Raw genomic sequence first — 15894 nt, forward strand, 5'->3', positions numbered from 1 at the left:
ACGGCGGCTTTGTCGCTGCCGTCAGGCCTTCACCGGCGCCGGCAGCCGCTCGCGCAATTCGTCGACGAGCACCCTGGTGTTTTCGGAATAGTCGATCGGCACGACGACGAGATGCACGCCGCCGCCAGCAAAAGCCTGTTCCAGCGCTGGCCGCAAGTCGGCGATCTCCGCAACCCTGGTCCCTTTGGCGCCATAGGCTTCGGCATACTTGACGAAGTCGGGATTGCCGAAGGTCATGCCGAAATCCGGGAATTCGTCGACCGCCTGCTTCCAGCGGATCATGCCATAGGCGTGGTCTTCCAGCAGCAGGACGACGAGGTTGAGCTTGAGCCTGACGGCGGTCTCCAGTTCCTGGCTGTTCATCATGAAGCCGCCGTCACCGCAAATGGCCATGACACGGCGCTGGGGATAGAGCAGTGACGCCATCATCGCCGACGGCAGGCCGGCGCCCATCGTGGCCAGCGCATTGTCGAGCAGCAGCGTGTTCGCCATGCGCGTGCGGTAGTTGCGCGCGAACCAGATCTTGTACATGCCGTTGTCGAGGGCGAGGATCCCGTCGGCCGGCATCACGGCGCGCACGTCGTGCACGATGCGCTGCGGCGTGAAGCGATCTTCGGTGGCGCGCGCCGCGATGCGGCTCAAGATGCCTTCCCTGAGCGGCAGCAGCGCCTGTGCGTTGGGGATCTTGCCCTCGACACGGTCGGCGAGCAGCGCCAGCGAAGGGCCGAGGTCGCCGACGATCTCGGCTTGCGGGAAATAGACCTGCTCGACGTCCGCCGATTGGTAGCCGACATGGATGACCTTGGGCCCGTTGGCGCCCATGATGAAGGGCGGTTTCTCGACCGTGTCGTGGCCGATGGTGATGATCAGATCGGCCTGTTCGATGGCTTCGTGCACATAGTCGCGCTCCGAAAGCGCCGCCGTTCCCATGTAGAGCTCGGTGCCGCCAGGCACGGTGCCCTTGCCCATCTGCGTGGTGAAATAGGGAATTTGCGTGCGCAGCACGAACTGGGCGACATCGGGGGTCACGCGCGGCCGCGACGCCGCCGCGCCGAACATCAGCAGCGGACGCTTGGCCTCCATGATCATGCGGGCGGCGCGGTCGAGCGCAGCGGCGCTGGCCGTGGGCAGGTCGACCGGGTGTGTCGGAACCAGCGCGACCGGTTCGCACTCCGCCGCCGCAATGTCTTCCGGCAATTCCAGATGCACGGGTCCGGGCCGCTCTTCCTGGGCAACGCGGAAGGCCTCGCGCACCAGCGACGGGATCATTTTCGGCGAGACGATCTGGCGCGACAGCTTGGTCAGCGGCTTCATCGCCGCGACGATGTCGACGATCTGGAAGCGCGCCTGCCGCGACGACAAGATGCCCTTCTGGCCGGTGATCATGATCATCGGCATCGCGCCGAGCAGTGCGTAGGCCGAGCCGGTCGTCAGGTTGAGCGCGCCGGGGCCGAGCGTGGTGATGCACACGCCTGCCTTGCCGGTCAGCCTGCCATAAGTGGCGGCCATGAAGGCGGCCGCCTGCTCGTGGCGGGTCAGGATCAGCTGGATCGACGAGCGGCGGATGGATTCGACGATGTCCAGGTTTTCCTCGCCCGGAATGCCAAAGATCCGGTCGACCCCTTCATTCTCGAGGGCCGCGACGAACAGATCCGAACCTTTGGTCATGAACCGCCTCTCCTGCAATGCGTACGTTCCGCCCCCATATGGCATTGGAAAGCGGCGCCTCAAAGAGCGCAAGCCTGCTCTGTTGGCAATCAGCCCATCAGTTTCGGCAAGTCGGCCGCCAGCGCATCGACGGCGAGCCGGACCTTGAGCGGCAGATGCGGCGTCCGCAGCCACAGCGCATGGCAGTCGTAGGGATAGCGCGGCTGGTCCGGCAACAGCGCGACCAGCGCGCCGGCTCTGATGCGCTCGCGGACCAGCCACCAGGGCAGCCACGCCAGCCCCATGCCTTCGACCGCTGCGTCGGCGATGGCATCGAGATCGTCGAGCCGCAGCCGGCCGCTCGGCATGATTTCCTGTGCGGCTTGCCCTTCACGGGGAAACAGCCAGGGCTGAACGGCCTGGCCGAGTCGGCGGTAGACAATGGCCTGATGATCGGCGAGGTCTTCGATCCGCCGCGGTTCGCCATGAATTCCGAGATAGGAGGGCGCGGCGCAGACGACCATGTCCTGCCGCGCAACACGCCGCGCGATCACGCAGGCCTTGTCGTCCAGATCACCGGTTCGGATCGCGAGATCATAACCGTCCTCGGCGAGATCGGCGAAGCGGTCGCTGAGCGAAAGGTCGAGCTCCAGCATCGGATACTGTCGCGCCAGCTTCAGCAGCACCGGGGTGACGCAGTGACGGCCGAAATGCGCCGGCATGGTCACCCGCAGTCTGCCTCTCGGTTCGGCAAACTGGTCGGCGGCGAGTGCATCGGCGGCTTCCGCCTCGGCCAGCACGATGCGGCAGCGCTCGTAGTAGGCGCGGCCGAAATCGGTCAGGCTCTGCCGGCGCGTGGTGCGGTTGATGAGGCGCACGCCGAGCCGTTCTTCGAGAAGCCGGACATGTTTGCCAACCATCGGTCCGGACAGGTCGAGCGCGACCGCCGCGGCGGCGAACGAGCCGAGGTCGACCGCCTTGACGAACACGGCCATGCTCTCGAGCCGATCCATATTCGAAACCTCTGGTTTCTACTGCTTTATCCCTACGTCCATTTATCCATGAATCCTTTGACTGCATAGCTCATTCGGTTCAGATAATTTGGAGTAGACCGAATGACACGTGTAGTTCGCTTTCACCGGCATGGTGGCCCCGAGGTTCTGTGCATCGAGGATATCGACCCTCCCCCACCTGGTCCGGGCGAGGTTCAGATCCGCGTCAAGGCACTCGGCCTCAATCGTGCCGAGGCGCTGCTGCGTGCGGGTATCTATATCGAGACGCCCGCCCTCCCCTCCGGGCTTGGCCTTGAGGCGGCGGGCGTTATCGAGGCAACAGGCGAAGATGTAACGGGTTTGGCGCCGGGCGACGCGGTCAGTGTCATCCCGCCGCAATCGATGGTGCGCTGGCCGGCCTATGGCGAGATGGTCACCTATCCCGCCACGCTCATCGCCAAGCATCCGCCATCGCTCGACTGGCAGACGGCGGCGGCTGTCTGGATGCAATATCTCACCGCCTATGGCGCGCTGATCGACATCGCCAGACTGCGTGGCGGAGATGCCGTCGTCATCACCGCGGCCTCAAGCAGCGTCGGGCTCGCGGCGATCCAGATCGCCAACAGCGTCGGCGCGACAGCGATCGCGGTGACGAGAACATCGGCCAAGAAACAGGCCTTGCTCGGTGCCGGAGCGGCGCATGTTGTCGTCCTGGCCAAAGAGGATCTCGCCGCAACGCTGAGCGAGATCGCGGGACCGCAAGGCGTGCGCGTCGTGCTCGATGCAATCGGCGGCCCGATCTTCGAGCCGCTGACGGCGGCGATGTCAAAGGGCGGCATTCTCATCGAGTATGGCGGGCTCAGCCGCGAGCCGACGCCGTTCCCTCTGGCTGCCGTCCTGGGCAAGACGCTGACGCTGCGTGGCTACCTCGTCCACGAGATCACCGGCGATCCAGAGAAGCTGGAAGCCGCCAAGGCGTTCATCCTCGAAGGCCTGGAGACGGGCACGCTGAAGCCAATCATCGACAGGAGCTTTGCCTTCGACCAGATCGTCGAGGCGCATCGATATCTCGAATCGAACGAGCAGTTCGGCAAGATCGTGGTGACGATCTGAGATCGTGGTGACGATCTGAGATCGTGGTGACGATCTGAGATCGTGGTGACGATCTGAACAACGGCAACGGCGAACAAATCATTCTCGTCGGCATTATCGCCCTTGAAGGCCCGGCCGCGCATTCCTAACTGTCTGGTGCGGGCCGGGCCCCTCTGACGATCGCTTCTGGTGATTGTGATGTCGGACCGCTTCAACGGGCCCGTTTCCACCCTTTTGGTCAAGCGGGCTCAATCCTTTCGGTTTGGAGCCCCGTATGACATCTTCCCTTCTTGGTCTGGTTTGCCCTTCCTGCCGCGTCGCCCTCACAATGAGCGAACGCCAGGGTATCGAGATCGATTATTGTCCGCAGTGCCGTGGCGTCTGGCTTGATCGAGGCGAACTCGACAAGATCATCGAGCGTTCCGGCAGGGATGCATCGCCCGCGCCGCAGCCACAGCCGGCAGCCTTCTCGCAGCCGCAACAAGCCCATGGCCGCGATGACGATTATTCGCGCTCGCAGGGCCACCGTTATCCAAAGCGGAAGAAATCCTTCTTCGAAGAATTGTTCGATTGACCCCGTAGCGCCGCCCGCTGCGCGGGCCGGCGTTTGCCGAAGGCTTCCAAAAATCACATAAGGTTCATCTCCGATGATGTCTCGCACCAGCCGATTTGCAGCCCTGTTTGCAGGACTGTTCCTCGCATTCTCCATGGTCTCGATCGATCATGCCGAGGCTCGGCGCGGCGGCAGTTTCGGCAGCCGCGGCACGCGCACATTCCAGTCTGCGCCGCCGACCAGGACCGCGCCGGCGGCGACCGCTCCGGTCGAGCGTTCGATGACGCCCAACACCGGTGTGAACTCTGCCGCCCGGCAGCCGCAGGCCGGCCCGCAAAGGCCCGGTTTCATGAGCGGCTTCGGCGGCACGATGATGCGCGGCCTGCTGATCGGCGGCTTGATCGGCCTGCTCGTGGGCCAAGGGTTCGGCGGCCTGGCCGGCATGTTCGGCTTCCTGCTTCAGGCATTGCTCATCGGTGGCGCGATCATGCTGGCCATCCGCTTCTTCCGGTCGCAATCCGCGCGTGGCCCTGCCCCGGCGCTGGCCGGTGCCGGCAATGCCCAGGCGTCGCGATTTGAGAACCGCGCAACGTCACAGCCGCAGACGGCGGGCTCGTTCACAATTCCAGGCTTTGGCGGCGGTTCGGGCGGAGGCTCTCCGGCTGCCGATTCCGAAGAGATCCAGCTCGCACAAACCGACCTCGATGCATTCCAGCAGTTGCTGACCGACGTCCAGGAAGCATTCGGGCGCGAGGACCATGCCGCGCTGCGCAAGGCGACGACGCCCGAAATGGTGTCCTATCTCTCGGAAGAACTGGCCGACAACGCCCAGAAAGGTCTCCGCAACGAGGTCTCCGACATCACCTTGCTGCAGGCCGACATCGCCGAAAGCTGGCGCGAGGATGACCGCGACTACGCCACGGCCGCGCTGCGCTACGAATCTCGCGATGTGATGCGCGAACGGGCCACCGGCAAGGTCGTCGAGGGCGACGAGGACCATCCGACCGAGACGACCGAACTGTGGACATTCACGCGTCAGAATGGCTCGAACTGGAAGCTCTCGGCAATCCAACAGGCCTGAGCCCAGGCCAATTTGTCCGAGGGGTCGCAGGCGCCCCAGCGCACGATCCTGACGCACATCGGCGTGCCGATTTCGACGGCGCGTCCGTAGTTTCCGCGCGCCGAGAATAAGGCGCCTCCGGTTCAGACTGCCGACAAGACCAGACAGGCGCTGCGCAGGATTTCCTCGCCTGCCCGGCCGCGCCAGGCTGCCAAAATTTCGGCTGTCGTCGCTTGCAACGTAAACCCATATGTGAAAATACTATTTACAAAAGAAGATTGGCGGGAGGAGACGTCTTGCATTCAGGCGCTTCGAGGCGTGTTCCAACGATTGCTGGGGAACTCCTATGAGATCGCTGGAGCCAGCCATGAGCAACTTCGCGCCGACCGTCGGTGTCGCCTCGACACACCCCAAGAACATGCCTGAGGCGCACGCCGCGCTGCCGGTGTGGAACGCCGAAAACTGGTTCTACGAGGACTGGCCGGTCGGCCAGAAAATCCGTTCGTTGCGGCGCACGATGGCCGAGGGCGACAGCCACCTCTTCAACACGCTGGTGCTGGACATCCACCCCTATGTGCAGGACCAGATGTTCGCCGAAAGCGAAGGCATTTTCGGCAAGCGGTTGATCGCCGGCGCGTTCGTCTTTTCGGCGGGGCTGGGGCTGGTCGCCACCAACTGCGTCAACGCCTTTTCCTATGGCTACGACAAGCTCCGCTTCATCAAGCCTGTCTTCATCGGCGACACGATCTATTCGATCCGCTCCAACCTCGACAAGAAGCCGCGCTACAAGGAGATGGGGCTGATCCGCGCCAGCTACGAGGTGTTCAAGGGCGAAGGCGAGCTGGTTTTGTATTGCGAGCATCTGCAGACGGTGAAGTACCGCAACCCGGCCGATTTCGTCGGCAAGACGGAGAAATGAAGATGCCGGCTTTGGCCGAATTGCCGCTTGCCGGCCTGACCGTCGTCGACATGAGCCAGTTCCTGTCCGGGCCCTACTGCTCGCTGCGGCTGCTCGATCTCGGCGCACGCGTCATCAAGATCGAGCGCCCGGATGGCGGCGACCTGTCGCGCCGGCTCTATCTCAGCGACACCGAGATCGGCGGCGATTCCACCATTTTCCACGCCATCAACCGCGCCAAGGAAAGCTTTGCCGTCGACCTGAAGAACGAGGCCGATCTCGACGCGCTGCGCGGGCTTCTGGCCAAGGCCGACGTGCTGATCCAGAATTTCCGCCCGGGCGTCATCGAGCGGCTGGGCCTCGATTATGAGGCTGTCCGCAAAATCAACCCGCGGCTCGTCTACGCGTCGATCAGCGGCTATGGCGAGGACGGGCCATGGGTCAAGCGGCCGGGCCAGGATCTGCTGGCGCAATCCCGCTCCGGCGTGATGTGGCTGAATGGCGACGAGGACCAGGGACCGGTGCCATTTGGGCTCGCCATCGGCGACATGCTGGCCGGTGCTGCCTGCGCGCAAGGCATTCTGGCGGCACTGGTGCGGCGCGGCATCACCGGCCAGGGCAGCCATATCGAAACCAGCCTGCTGGAAGCGCTGGTCGACTTCCAGTTCGAGGTGCTGACCACGCATCTCAATGACGGCCGCCGCTTGCCCAGGCGCTCCAGCTTCCGCAGCGCACATGCCTATCTCTCGGCGCCCTATGGCGTCTACCCGGCCAAGGACGGCTACCTCGCCATCGCCATGACGCCGATCCCCAAACTGGCCGACCTGCTGTCCCTCGACGAACTGGCGCCTTATCGCGACGAACCGGCGTCGTGGTTCACCGCGCGCGACGACATCAAGGCGATCATCGCGCAAAGGATCGCCAGCAAGACGATCGATGAGTGGCTCGATATTCTCGAACCGGCCGACATCTGGTGCGCCAAGGTGCTGACCTGGCCGGAAATGCTGGCCAGCGAAGGTTTTCAGTCACTCGACATGCTGCAGACGGTGACGCGCGAGGACGATGTCTCGATCCTCACCACCAGGTCGCCGCTCAGGGTCGATGGTGTCAGGGCCAAGGTCGATCGCGCCGCGCCGCGCATCGGCGAGCACAGTGCCGCGATCCGCACGGAGTTCGGCCTTTGACCACGCTCAAAGGCATGACCTGGAGCCATCCGCGCGGCTACGATCCGATGGTCGCCTGCTCATCGCTTTGGCAGGAAAAGACCGGCACCACCATCGAATGGGACAAGCGCTCGCTGCAGGATTTCGAATCCTTCCCGGTCGAGGAACTGGCGCGCGCCTATGATCTCATCGTCATCGACCACCCGCATGTCGGCCAGATCACGGCGGAAAGCTGCCTCGCGCCGCTCGATGTCGCCGGCCGCGAGGCGGAGCGCGCAGCGCTGGCCTCAGGCAGCGTCGGCCAGTCCTATCCAAGCTACGCCTGGCAAGGGCGGCAATGGGCGTTTCCGATCGATGCGGCCAGCCAGGTCCAAGCCTGGCGGCCGGATGCGCTCGATGCGCCGCCGGCGCGCTGGAGCGAGGTGCTCGATCTCGCCCGGCAGGGCCGTGTGCTGTTGCCATTGCGGCCGCCGCATGTGCTGATGGTGTTCTACACGCTGGCCGGCAATCTCGGTCATCCCTGCGCCACCGACCCGTCCCGTGATCTCATCGATATCGCGACCGGCAGTCAGGTCTTCGAAGCGATGCGCGAGGTCGCCGCCCTGGTCGAACCAGCCTGTTTCGAGATGGATCCGATTGCGGTTTCCGAACGCATGGCGGCGGCCGATTCCAAGATCGTCTGCGCACCGCTGATCTATGGCTACGTCTCCTATGGAATATCAGGATTTCGTGCCCACCGGCTGGCCTTTACCGACATTCCGGCCGTCGGTTCCAACGGCCCAATCGGTTCGGCGCTCGGCGGCACGGGCATAGCGGTGTCGGCCTTTTCCAAAGCCCGGGATGCGGCGGTCGACTTTGCCTACTGGGTCGCCAGTGGTGAAATCCAGCGCGGTCCCTATGCCGCCGCCGGCGGACAGCCGGGTCATGCCGCCGGCTGGGAAGACCAGACCGTCAACGCCGCGACCGGCAATTTCTATCGCGACACGCGCGCGACGCTGGAGGGTGCATGGGTGCGGCCGCGCCATGACGGCTACATGGCGTTCCAGCAGGCAGCGTCCGACCGCCTTCTTTCCGGCATCACCGGCAGGCACAAACCCGCCCAGGTCGTTGCCGACCTCATCAGCCTGTTCCGAGGGAGTGCCACGCAGGTGTCCTGCGCTGCCGGCGGAGGAGCCTGAACGAAAGCGAACGGCGGAGAACGTCTGGGGCTATGCCCCGGCGAGATTCCGAGGCAATCCAACTATTCCAGCCGCCACAGCATGCGGGCATTGCCCGACAGCAACCTGTCGCGCTCCGCGATGCTGCAGCCGGAAAGCAGCGCGTGGGTCGCGGCAACCCAGGTCGACAGGCCGCCGCCAAGCGTGCAGACCGGCCAGTCGCTGCCCCAGACGACACGGTCCCAGCCGAATGCGGCGATGGTGTGCTCGACATAGGGCCGCAGCGTCGCGACAGTCCAGCTGCCGGGATCGGCATAGGCGACGATACCGGAAATCTTGGCCATGACGTTCGGGCGGCGCGCGATCTCGCTCATGTGCTCGCGCCAGGGATGCTCGCCCTTGCCCTTGATGTCGGGAACGCCGCAATGATCGAGGATGAACTGGACGTCGGGCGCAAGGTCCGCCAGCGCAATCGCCTTGGGAATCTGGTGCGGCAGCACGACGAGGTCGAAGGTCAGCCCGGTGCCGCCGAGCCGCTTGATGTTGTCGCGAAACACCGCGCTTTCGGACAGATCGTCCGGCACGACATGGAGCACGCGGCGGAAGCCCTTGACGAAAGGCGTTGCCCGCTGCCGTTCGAGATAGGCCGGAAAGTCCGCATCTTCCGGCCGGCAGGACGCGATCGCCCCCACCAGCATGCTGCCAGCCTGCCGCGACAGGCCTTCGACCCGTGCGGTCTCGGCTTCGATGTCGGCCGGATCGACATCGACCTCCATATGCAGCACGCGCTCGACGCCGACGCGCTGCGCCTCGGTGGCGTATTCCTCATAGGAGAAATCGCGGTTGAGCGGCGGCACGCCGGCAAGCCAAGGATAGTGCAAGGCCGAGCGATCGATGAGATGCAGATGGGTGTCGATGATCATGGAGTTCCTCCCAATTGTCTTTGTCAAATCATCTCACGGAGGAATTCTTCATTCAAATAAGAATTTACGCTGCCGAGCCCACTGCCGACCCAGCCAAGTGCGACAGCTTCTCGCAGGTTGCCAGCAACAGTTCGATGGTCCGGGTGATATCGGGCGCGGACGGCGCGTTGACCACGGTGATATAGGGAATGGACAGGGCGGCGATGGCCTTGCCGTCTGAACTGCGCACCGGCGCCGACAGGTTGAAGACGCCGGCGGTCTGCATCGAGGCCATCATCTCGTAGCCACGGTCGCGTATCTGGTCGAGYCGCGTGAAGAACTCGGTCGACTGCGCCGTCTTGTCGGTGCTGCGGACGTGTTCGGAAATCATCATCTGCCGCTCTTCCTGCGAGCGGAAGGCCAGCAGCACATGGCCTGAACCGGTGTCGAACAGGCTGATGTGGGAGCCGACGCGGATCGAGATCCCCCAGTAGTTCGGCGCTTCCTGCTGGGCGATGACGACGGCGGAACCACGATCAAAAACAACGAGTTGGTTGGCCTGCTGCGAAGTCTCGGCAAGCTCGCGCATCAACGGCGTGGCGTAGGAAACCAGCCGCCGGACGGGAGCGTGCAATTGCGCCAGGCCGAAAAGCTTGAGCGTCAACGAGTAGCGGTCGCCGTCAAGCCTGGTGACATAGCCGCGCCGCACCAGCCGGTCGAGCATGCGGTAGAACTCGTTGGGGCTACGGTCGAGTTTCTTGGCGATTTCGGCCTGTGTCAGGCCACCGTCGACGCCGGCCAGCAGTTCAAGGATGTCGAGCCCCTTGTCGAGCGCCGGCGCGCGATAGCGCTCGTCTTCGCTGTCGTCCATGGGGCACTTCTCCAGTGAAATCGATTCTTCATATACGCATAAATGGAGCCGGCGGAAACAAATTTCGCCTTGACGTATCTATGAATGTTTTGTTTGTATATGAATGTCGCGCTCTTGCCACACGGACAAAGTTGCGGTCGCCGCCAGGCGTACCCAGGGAGGAAACCAAATGAACAGACTGCTTTCCGGCGTGTGCGCCGGTGCATTGGTGCTTGCGTCAGGTGCAGGCACGGCCCTTGCCGGCGACCTGCCTGGCAAGTTCGAAGGCGTCACCGTCGACGTGAAGCTGATCGGCGGCCAGCAATATGAAAAGCTCTATGAGCGCATTCCCGAATGGGAGAAGGCGACCGGCGCCAAGGTCAACATCCTGACAAAGAAGAATGGCTTCGACATCGACAAGGAGCTCAAATCCGACATCGCCTCGGGCAGCACCAACTGGTGCGTCGGCTGGAACCACTCGTCCTTCGCGCCGCAATATACGGGCCTCTACACAGACCTCAGCAAATTGCTGCCCAAGGAAGAGATCGACGCCTTCGTGCCGTCGACGATCAAGGCGGCAACCATCGACGGCAAGCTCGAAATGCTGCCGCGCGCCCAGTTCGACGTCTCGGCGCTCTACTACCAGAAGAGCCTCTACGAGAACGCCGATAACAAGGCCAAGTTCAAGGCCAAATACGGCTATGATCTGGTGCCGCCGGACAGCTGGAAGGAAGTCACCGACCAGGCCGAATTCTTCGCGAACCCGCCCAATTTCTACGGCACGCAGTTCGCCGGCAAGGAAGAAGCGATCAACGGCCGCTTCTACGAAATGGTGGTCGCCGAAGGCGGCGAGTACCTCGACAAGGACGGCAAGCCGGTCTTCAATTCCGAGGCCGGCATCCGGGCGCTCGACTGGTTCGTCAATCTCTACAAGGCCAAGGCCGTGCCGGCCGGAACCACCAACTATCTCTGGGACGATCTCGGCCAAGGCTTTGCCTCGGGCACCGTCGCCATCAATCTGGACTGGCCAGGCTGGGCTGGGTTCTTCAACGATCCGAAGTCGTCGAAGGTGGCGGGCAATGTCGGTGTGAAGGTCGCGCCGAAGGGCTCTTCCGGCAAGCGCACCGGCTGGTCCGGTTTCCACGGTTTCTCGGTGACCGAGAACTGCCCGAACAAGGAGGCCGCGGCTTCGCTGGTGTGGTGGCTGACCAATGAGGACAGTCAGAAGCTCGAGGCCGCCGCAGGCCCGCTGCCGACCCGCACGGCGGTGTGGGACTGGGACCTGAAGCAGGCCGAAAACGATCCCTACAAGAAGGAGGTTCTCTCCGCCTTCCAGGAAGAAGCCAAGCACGCCTTCGCCGTGCCGCAGACGCCTGAGTGGATCGAGATTTCGAACGCCGTCTATCCGGAACTGCAGGCTGCGATCCTCGGCGACAAGACCTCGAAGCAGGCACTGGATGAAGCGGCCGCCAAGGCGACGCAGATCCTGCAGGACGCCGGCAAGCTCTAGAACCGTCTCCCAAGGCTGCCTCCCCCAACAGGAATGGGGGAGGCAATCGCGTCTTGTCGCAATGCAAAAACACGCAGGATTCTGATGAAGGGCTTCAAGCCATCGGCGCCGTTCCTGCTGCTGCTTCCAGCCATCATCGTGCTGGCGGCGGTCGTCGTCGTGCCGCTGCTTCTGTCGCTCTATTCCAGCTTCACGCCGTTCCGCCTGACCAAGCCCGAGACGTTCTTCGTCTTCATCGGTTTCCGGAACTATCTCTCGATCCTGGCCAACAGCGATTTCTGGTGGGCGTTCGGCCGCACGGTGCTGCTGCTGACCATCGCGCTCAACCTCGAAATGCTGCTTGGCCTTGGCCTTGCCATGCTGGTCGAGAAGGCGACGCGCGGCCAGCGCATCCTGCGCACACTGATGATGTTTCCGATGATGTTCTCGCCGATCCTTGTCGGCTTCCAGTTCAAGTTCATGTTCAACGACAATATCGGCCTGGTGAACAACGCCCTGCAGTCGCTAGGGCTCACGCAGGACGCCATCCCGTGGCTGATCGAGGGCCATCTCGCCTTCATCGCCATCTCGATCGCCGAGATCTGGTCGTCGACCGCGATCTTCGCCATCCTGATCCTGGCCGGGCTGCTCGCCATGCCCAAGGAGCCTATCGAGGCGGCGCGCGTCGACGGCTGCACGCCCTGGCAGACGTTCTGTTATGTGACGTGGCCGTTCGTCATGCCGTTCGCCTACATCGCCATGACCATCCGCTCGCTCGACGTCGCGCGCGCCTATGACATCGTCAAGATCATGACCGATGGCGGACCGGCGGGCCGCACCGAGCTGTTGTGGACGCTGGTGGCGCGCACCGCCTACAGCGACGGCCGCATGGGCATGGCCAATGCGATGGCCTATTTCTCGATCCTGCTGTCGATCGCCTTCACCGTCTATTTCTTCAACAAGCTCGCCGCGGCGCGCACGCAGATCGGTGCGGAGTGGTGATGGACGAGAATTCTTCCGCCCGCCTCAAGCGCCGGCTGCTCGGCATCGTCCATCGCATCGGCCTGTTCCTGGCGATGCTGACCATCTGCCTGCCAGGCCTGTGGATCGTGCTGTCGTCGCTGCGGCCGACCGTCGAGATCATGGCCAAGCCGCCGGTGTGGATTCCTCAGGAGATTTCCTTCGACGCTTATATCGCGATGTTCTCGGGCATCGGCAAAGGCGGCATCCCCGTCATCGAATATTTCCGCAACTCGCTGATCATCTCGGTGACTTCGACGGTGATTGCGGTGGCCATCGGCATGGCCGGCGGCTATGCCTTCGCGCGCTATCGCTTCCGCGGAAAATCCAGCGTCTTCCTCGGCCTTATGCTGACACGCACGGTGCCCGGCATCGCGCTGTCGCTGCCGCTGTTCTTCCTCTATGTGCGGCTCGGCATCATCGACACGCGTTTCGGGCTGATCCTCGCCTATGTCGCGCTCAACGTGCCGTTCACCATCTGGCTGATTGACGGCTTCTTCCGCCAGATGCCGAAGGACCTCGCGGAGGCCGCGCAGATCGATGGCTGCACGCGCTGGCAGGCGTTCTGGCAGGTCGAGTTCCCGCTTGCCGGGCCTGGCATCGCATCCGCCGCCATCTTTGCCTTCCTGACCTGCTGGAACGAATTCGCGCTGGCTTCGCAGCTAACCCGCTCGGTCAGCGCCAAGACGTTGCCGGTCGGCCTGCTCGACTACACGGCCGAATTCACCATCGACTGGCGCGGCATGTGCGCGCTCGCCGTGGTGATGATCATTCCGGCGCTCACCCTCACCTACATCGTCCAGAAACACCTTGTCGGCGGCCTGACCTCCGGCGCGGTGAAAGGCTGATCCCATGGCAACGGTTTCCCTCAAAAAGCTGACCAAGCGCTACGGCAATATCGGGATCGTGCATGGCATCGATCTCGACATCGCCGACCGCGAGTTCATCGCGCTGGTCGGCCCGTCCGGCTGCGGCAAGTCGACGACGTTGCGCATGATCGCCGGGCTGGAGGAAATCAGCGCCGGCTCGATCGAGATCGGCGGGCGTATCGTCAATGATCTGCCGCCGCGCTCGCGCAACATCTCGATGGTGTTCCAGTCCTATGCGCTCTACCCGCATATGACCGTGCGCGAGAATCTCGGCTTCTCCTTGAAGATCGCCGGAGCGGCCAAGGAAGAGATGGACCGCCGCGTCGCCGAGGCCTCGGCTATACTGGGCCTCGACACGCTGCTCGACCGCCGCCCGTCGCAACTGTCGGGCGGCCAGCGCCAGCGCGTCGCCATGGGCCGCGCCATCGTGCGCGATCCCGACGTGTTCCTGTTCGACGAGCCGCTCTCCAACCTCGACGCCAAGCTCAGAACGCAGATGCGCACCGAAATCAAGAAGCTCCATGCCAAGGTGCAGTCGACGGTGATCTACGTTACCCATGACCAGGTCGAGGCGATGACGCTGGCCGACCGTATCGTCATCATGCGCGATGGCCATATCGAACAGGTCGGCACGCCCGACGAGGTCTTCCGGCGCCCGGCGACGCGCTTCGTCGCCGGCTTCATCGGCTCGCCGCCCATGAACCTGCACGAAGCGACGGTCGATGACGGCCAGCTGGTTTTTTCCAGCGGCGAGAAACTGCCTTTGCCCGCCCAGTTCAAGGCCAATGTCGCCGCCGGCGACAAAGTCGTGTTCGGTCTGCGGCCTGACGATATCTATCCGACCGGGCACGGCATCAGTTCCGGCAGCGCCGCCGACGTCCACCAGATCGAGCTGCCGATCACCGTCACCGAGCCGCTCGGCAACGAGACACTGGTGTTCGTCGAGTTCAATGGCACCGACTGGGTGTCGCGCATGCTGAACCCGAGGCCGCTGCGGTCGGGCGAGCGGGTGGCGATGAGCCTCGACCTGTCGCAGGCGCATCTGTTTGCCGCCGAGACCGGAAAGACATTGCGGAGCTGACCGATGGCCAGGATCGAGAAAATCGAACTGCGGATGGTGGACCTTGTGCCCAAGGTCAAGCGCACGGACGCCATCCAGAGTTTCGTCAGCCAGGAAACGCCTATCGTCACGATCACCGATTCCGACGGCGCGGTCGGCACCGGCTACAGCTACACGATCGGCACCGGCGGTTCGTCGGTGATGCGGCTCTTGTCCGACCATCTGGCGCCGCGACTGATCGGCCGCGACCCCGACATGATCGAGGCGATCTGGCACGATCTCGAATTCGCAACGCATGCGACGACGATCGGCGCCATCACGGCAATCGCGATCGCTGCGATAGACACGGCGCTTTGGGATCTGAGGGCAAGGAAGCAGAAGCTGCCGCTGTGGAAGCTGGCCGGCGGCGCCAAGGACCGCTGCCCGCTCTACACCACCGAAGGCGGCTGGCTGCACATCGAGACGGCCGCACTTGTAGACGACGCGCTGGCCGCCAAGGCCAAGGGATTTCGCGGCTCGAAGGTGAAGATCGGCAGGCCGCACGGGTCGGAGGATCTCGCCCGCCTGTCGGCGGTGCGCAAGGCGGTGGGCGACGGCTACGAGATCATGACCGACGCCAATCAGGGGTTTTCGGTCGACGAGGCGATCCGGCGCGCGGCGCGGCTGCGCGAACTCGACCTCGCCTGGATCGAGGAGCCGCTGCCGGCCGACGACATTGACGGCCATGTCAGGTTGTCCAACTCGACGCCGACGCCGATCGCCATTGGCGAGTCGCTCTATTCGATGCGCCATTTCCGCGAATACATGCAGAAAGGCGCCTGCTCGATCGTCCAGGTCGATGTCGGCCGCATCGGCGGAATCACGCCATGGCTCAAGATCGCCCATGCGGCGGAGGCCTTCGACATTCCGGTCTGCCCGCATTTCCTGATGGAGCTGCATGTCAGCTTGACCTGCGCGGTTCAGAACGGCAGGTATGTCGAGTACATTCCGCAACTCGACCAGTTGACCGGCAAGCATATGCGCATCGAGGATGGGCATGCGCTGGCGCCCGACGAACCTGGCATCGGCATCGACTGGGACTGGGATGCGGTCAAAGCCATGAGCATCGCCGAATTCACCACGGCGATCACCAAATAGGAGTC

Annotated in this window: 15 protein-coding genes; 11 read left to right on the forward strand and 4 right to left on the reverse strand. The window is 63.6% G+C overall.

All coding sequences use genetic code 11. The annotated features are described in order from the left end of the window. Window positions 1–21: 21 nt before the first annotated feature. Both AC1DPX_RS16115 and AC1DPX_RS16120 read right to left on the reverse strand, forming a co-directional pair. Complete coding sequence (locus AC1DPX_RS16115) at window positions 22–1668, reverse strand: acetolactate synthase large subunit (RefSeq protein WP_477238012.1); 1647 nt, start codon at window positions 1666–1668, stop codon at window positions 22–24. Between the two features lie 89 nt (window positions 1669–1757). After that, window positions 1758–2660, reverse strand: a complete 903-nt coding sequence (locus tag AC1DPX_RS16120; protein WP_477238014.1) for a LysR family transcriptional regulator — start codon at window positions 2658–2660, stop codon at window positions 1758–1760. 102 nt (window positions 2661–2762) lie between these two features. Here AC1DPX_RS16120 and AC1DPX_RS16125 point away from each other — a divergent pair, with 102 nt between their 5' ends. From AC1DPX_RS16125 to AC1DPX_RS16150, 6 genes are all read left to right on the forward strand, one after another. Continuing rightward, window positions 2763–3752, forward strand: a complete 990-nt coding sequence (locus AC1DPX_RS16125) for a zinc-dependent alcohol dehydrogenase family protein (protein WP_477238016.1) — start codon at window positions 2763–2765, stop codon at window positions 3750–3752. 253 nt (window positions 3753–4005) lie between these two features. Further along, the gene (locus tag AC1DPX_RS16130; RefSeq protein WP_477238018.1) at window positions 4006–4305 is read left to right on the forward strand and encodes a TFIIB-type zinc ribbon-containing protein; all 300 of its coding nucleotides are present in this window, start codon (window positions 4006–4008) and stop codon (window positions 4303–4305) included. Window positions 4306–4378: 73 nt separating this feature from the next. Next, window positions 4379–5365, forward strand: coding sequence for a Tim44 domain-containing protein (locus AC1DPX_RS16135; RefSeq protein WP_477238019.1), 987 nt, complete (start codon window positions 4379–4381; stop codon window positions 5363–5365). Window positions 5366–5711: 346 nt separating this feature from the next. After that, complete coding sequence (locus AC1DPX_RS16140; protein ID WP_477238021.1) at window positions 5712–6263, forward strand: MaoC family dehydratase; 552 nt, start codon at window positions 5712–5714, stop codon at window positions 6261–6263. A 2-nt stretch (window positions 6264–6265) separates the two neighbouring features. Then, window positions 6266–7426 (forward strand): CaiB/BaiF CoA transferase family protein, encoded by a 1161-nt coding sequence (locus AC1DPX_RS16145; RefSeq protein ID WP_477238023.1) that lies wholly within the window; start codon window positions 6266–6268, stop codon window positions 7424–7426. 14 nt (window positions 7427–7440) lie between these two features. Then, window positions 7441–8583: an extracellular solute-binding protein gene (locus AC1DPX_RS16150; RefSeq protein ID WP_477238267.1), complete on the forward strand. Its 1143-nt coding sequence runs from the start codon at window positions 7441–7443 to the stop codon at window positions 8581–8583. A 62-nt stretch (window positions 8584–8645) separates the two neighbouring features. Here AC1DPX_RS16150 and AC1DPX_RS16155 read toward each other — a convergent pair whose 3' ends face one another. Beyond that, window positions 8646–9485, reverse strand: a complete 840-nt coding sequence (locus AC1DPX_RS16155) for an amidohydrolase family protein (protein WP_477238026.1) — start codon at window positions 9483–9485, stop codon at window positions 8646–8648. Between the two features lie 64 nt (window positions 9486–9549). Further along, window positions 9550–10335, reverse strand: coding sequence for an IclR family transcriptional regulator (locus tag AC1DPX_RS16160; protein ID WP_095771266.1), 786 nt, complete (start codon window positions 10333–10335; stop codon window positions 9550–9552). A 169-nt stretch (window positions 10336–10504) separates the two neighbouring features. Between AC1DPX_RS16160 and AC1DPX_RS16165 the strand changes: the two genes are divergently transcribed. The 5 genes from AC1DPX_RS16165 to AC1DPX_RS16185 all read left to right on the forward strand — a co-directional run bounded on the left by AC1DPX_RS16165 (window position 10505) and on the right by AC1DPX_RS16185 (window position 15889). Beyond that, entirely contained in the window at window positions 10505–11824 is a 1320-nt protein-coding gene (locus AC1DPX_RS16165) for an ABC transporter substrate-binding protein (RefSeq protein ID WP_202355563.1), read from the forward strand. Between the two features lie 84 nt (window positions 11825–11908). Further along, entirely contained in the window at window positions 11909–12805 is an 897-nt protein-coding gene (locus AC1DPX_RS16170) for a carbohydrate ABC transporter permease (RefSeq protein WP_477238028.1), read from the forward strand. Further along, window positions 12805–13671, forward strand: a complete 867-nt coding sequence (locus tag AC1DPX_RS16175; RefSeq protein ID WP_477238030.1) for a carbohydrate ABC transporter permease — start codon at window positions 12805–12807, stop codon at window positions 13669–13671. The genes AC1DPX_RS16170 and AC1DPX_RS16175 overlap by 1 nt, the downstream gene beginning before the upstream one ends. Window positions 13672–13675: 4 nt before the next feature. Further along, window positions 13676–14773 (forward strand): ABC transporter ATP-binding protein, encoded by a 1098-nt coding sequence (locus tag AC1DPX_RS16180; protein ID WP_477238032.1) that lies wholly within the window; start codon window positions 13676–13678, stop codon window positions 14771–14773. 3 nt (window positions 14774–14776) lie between these two features. Further along, window positions 14777–15889 (forward strand): mandelate racemase/muconate lactonizing enzyme family protein, encoded by a 1113-nt coding sequence (locus AC1DPX_RS16185; protein ID WP_477238034.1) that lies wholly within the window; start codon window positions 14777–14779, stop codon window positions 15887–15889. Window positions 15890–15894: the final 5 nt, after the last annotated feature.

The organism is Mesorhizobium sp. 01N446 (assembly GCF_056399285.1).

Excerpts from the sequence above, each read along its gene's own strand:
- AC1DPX_RS16140 (WP_477238021.1), top strand. The coding sequence starts at position 5,712 with ATGAGCAACTTCGCGCCGACCGTCGGTGTCGCCTCGACACACCCCAAG.
- AC1DPX_RS16180 (WP_477238032.1), top strand. The coding sequence starts at position 13,676 with ATGGCAACGGTTTCCCTCAAAAAGCTGACCAAGCGCTACGGCAATATC.
- AC1DPX_RS16175 (WP_477238030.1), top strand. The coding sequence starts at position 12,805 with ATGGACGAGAATTCTTCCGCCCGCCTCAAGCGCCGGCTGCTCGGCATC.
- AC1DPX_RS16165 (WP_202355563.1), top strand. The coding sequence starts at position 10,505 with ATGAACAGACTGCTTTCCGGCGTGTGCGCCGGTGCATTGGTGCTTGCG.
- AC1DPX_RS16185 (WP_477238034.1), top strand. The coding sequence starts at position 14,777 with ATGGCCAGGATCGAGAAAATCGAACTGCGGATGGTGGACCTTGTGCCC.
- AC1DPX_RS16155 (WP_477238026.1), bottom strand. The coding sequence starts at position 9,485 with ATGATCATCGACACCCATCTGCATCTCATCGATCGCTCGGCCTTGCAC.
- AC1DPX_RS16120 (WP_477238014.1), bottom strand. The coding sequence starts at position 2,660 with ATGGATCGGCTCGAGAGCATGGCCGTGTTCGTCAAGGCGGTCGACCTC.
- AC1DPX_RS16115 (WP_477238012.1), bottom strand. The coding sequence starts at position 1,668 with ATGACCAAAGGTTCGGATCTGTTCGTCGCGGCCCTCGAGAATGAAGGG.
- AC1DPX_RS16145 (WP_477238023.1), top strand. The coding sequence starts at position 6,266 with ATGCCGGCTTTGGCCGAATTGCCGCTTGCCGGCCTGACCGTCGTCGAC.
- AC1DPX_RS16125 (WP_477238016.1), top strand. The coding sequence starts at position 2,763 with ATGACACGTGTAGTTCGCTTTCACCGGCATGGTGGCCCCGAGGTTCTG.
- AC1DPX_RS16150 (WP_477238267.1), top strand. The coding sequence starts at position 7,441 with ATGACCTGGAGCCATCCGCGCGGCTACGATCCGATGGTCGCCTGCTCA.
- AC1DPX_RS16170 (WP_477238028.1), top strand. The coding sequence starts at position 11,909 with ATGAAGGGCTTCAAGCCATCGGCGCCGTTCCTGCTGCTGCTTCCAGCC.
- AC1DPX_RS16130 (WP_477238018.1), top strand. The coding sequence starts at position 4,006 with ATGACATCTTCCCTTCTTGGTCTGGTTTGCCCTTCCTGCCGCGTCGCC.
- AC1DPX_RS16135 (WP_477238019.1), top strand. The coding sequence starts at position 4,379 with ATGATGTCTCGCACCAGCCGATTTGCAGCCCTGTTTGCAGGACTGTTC.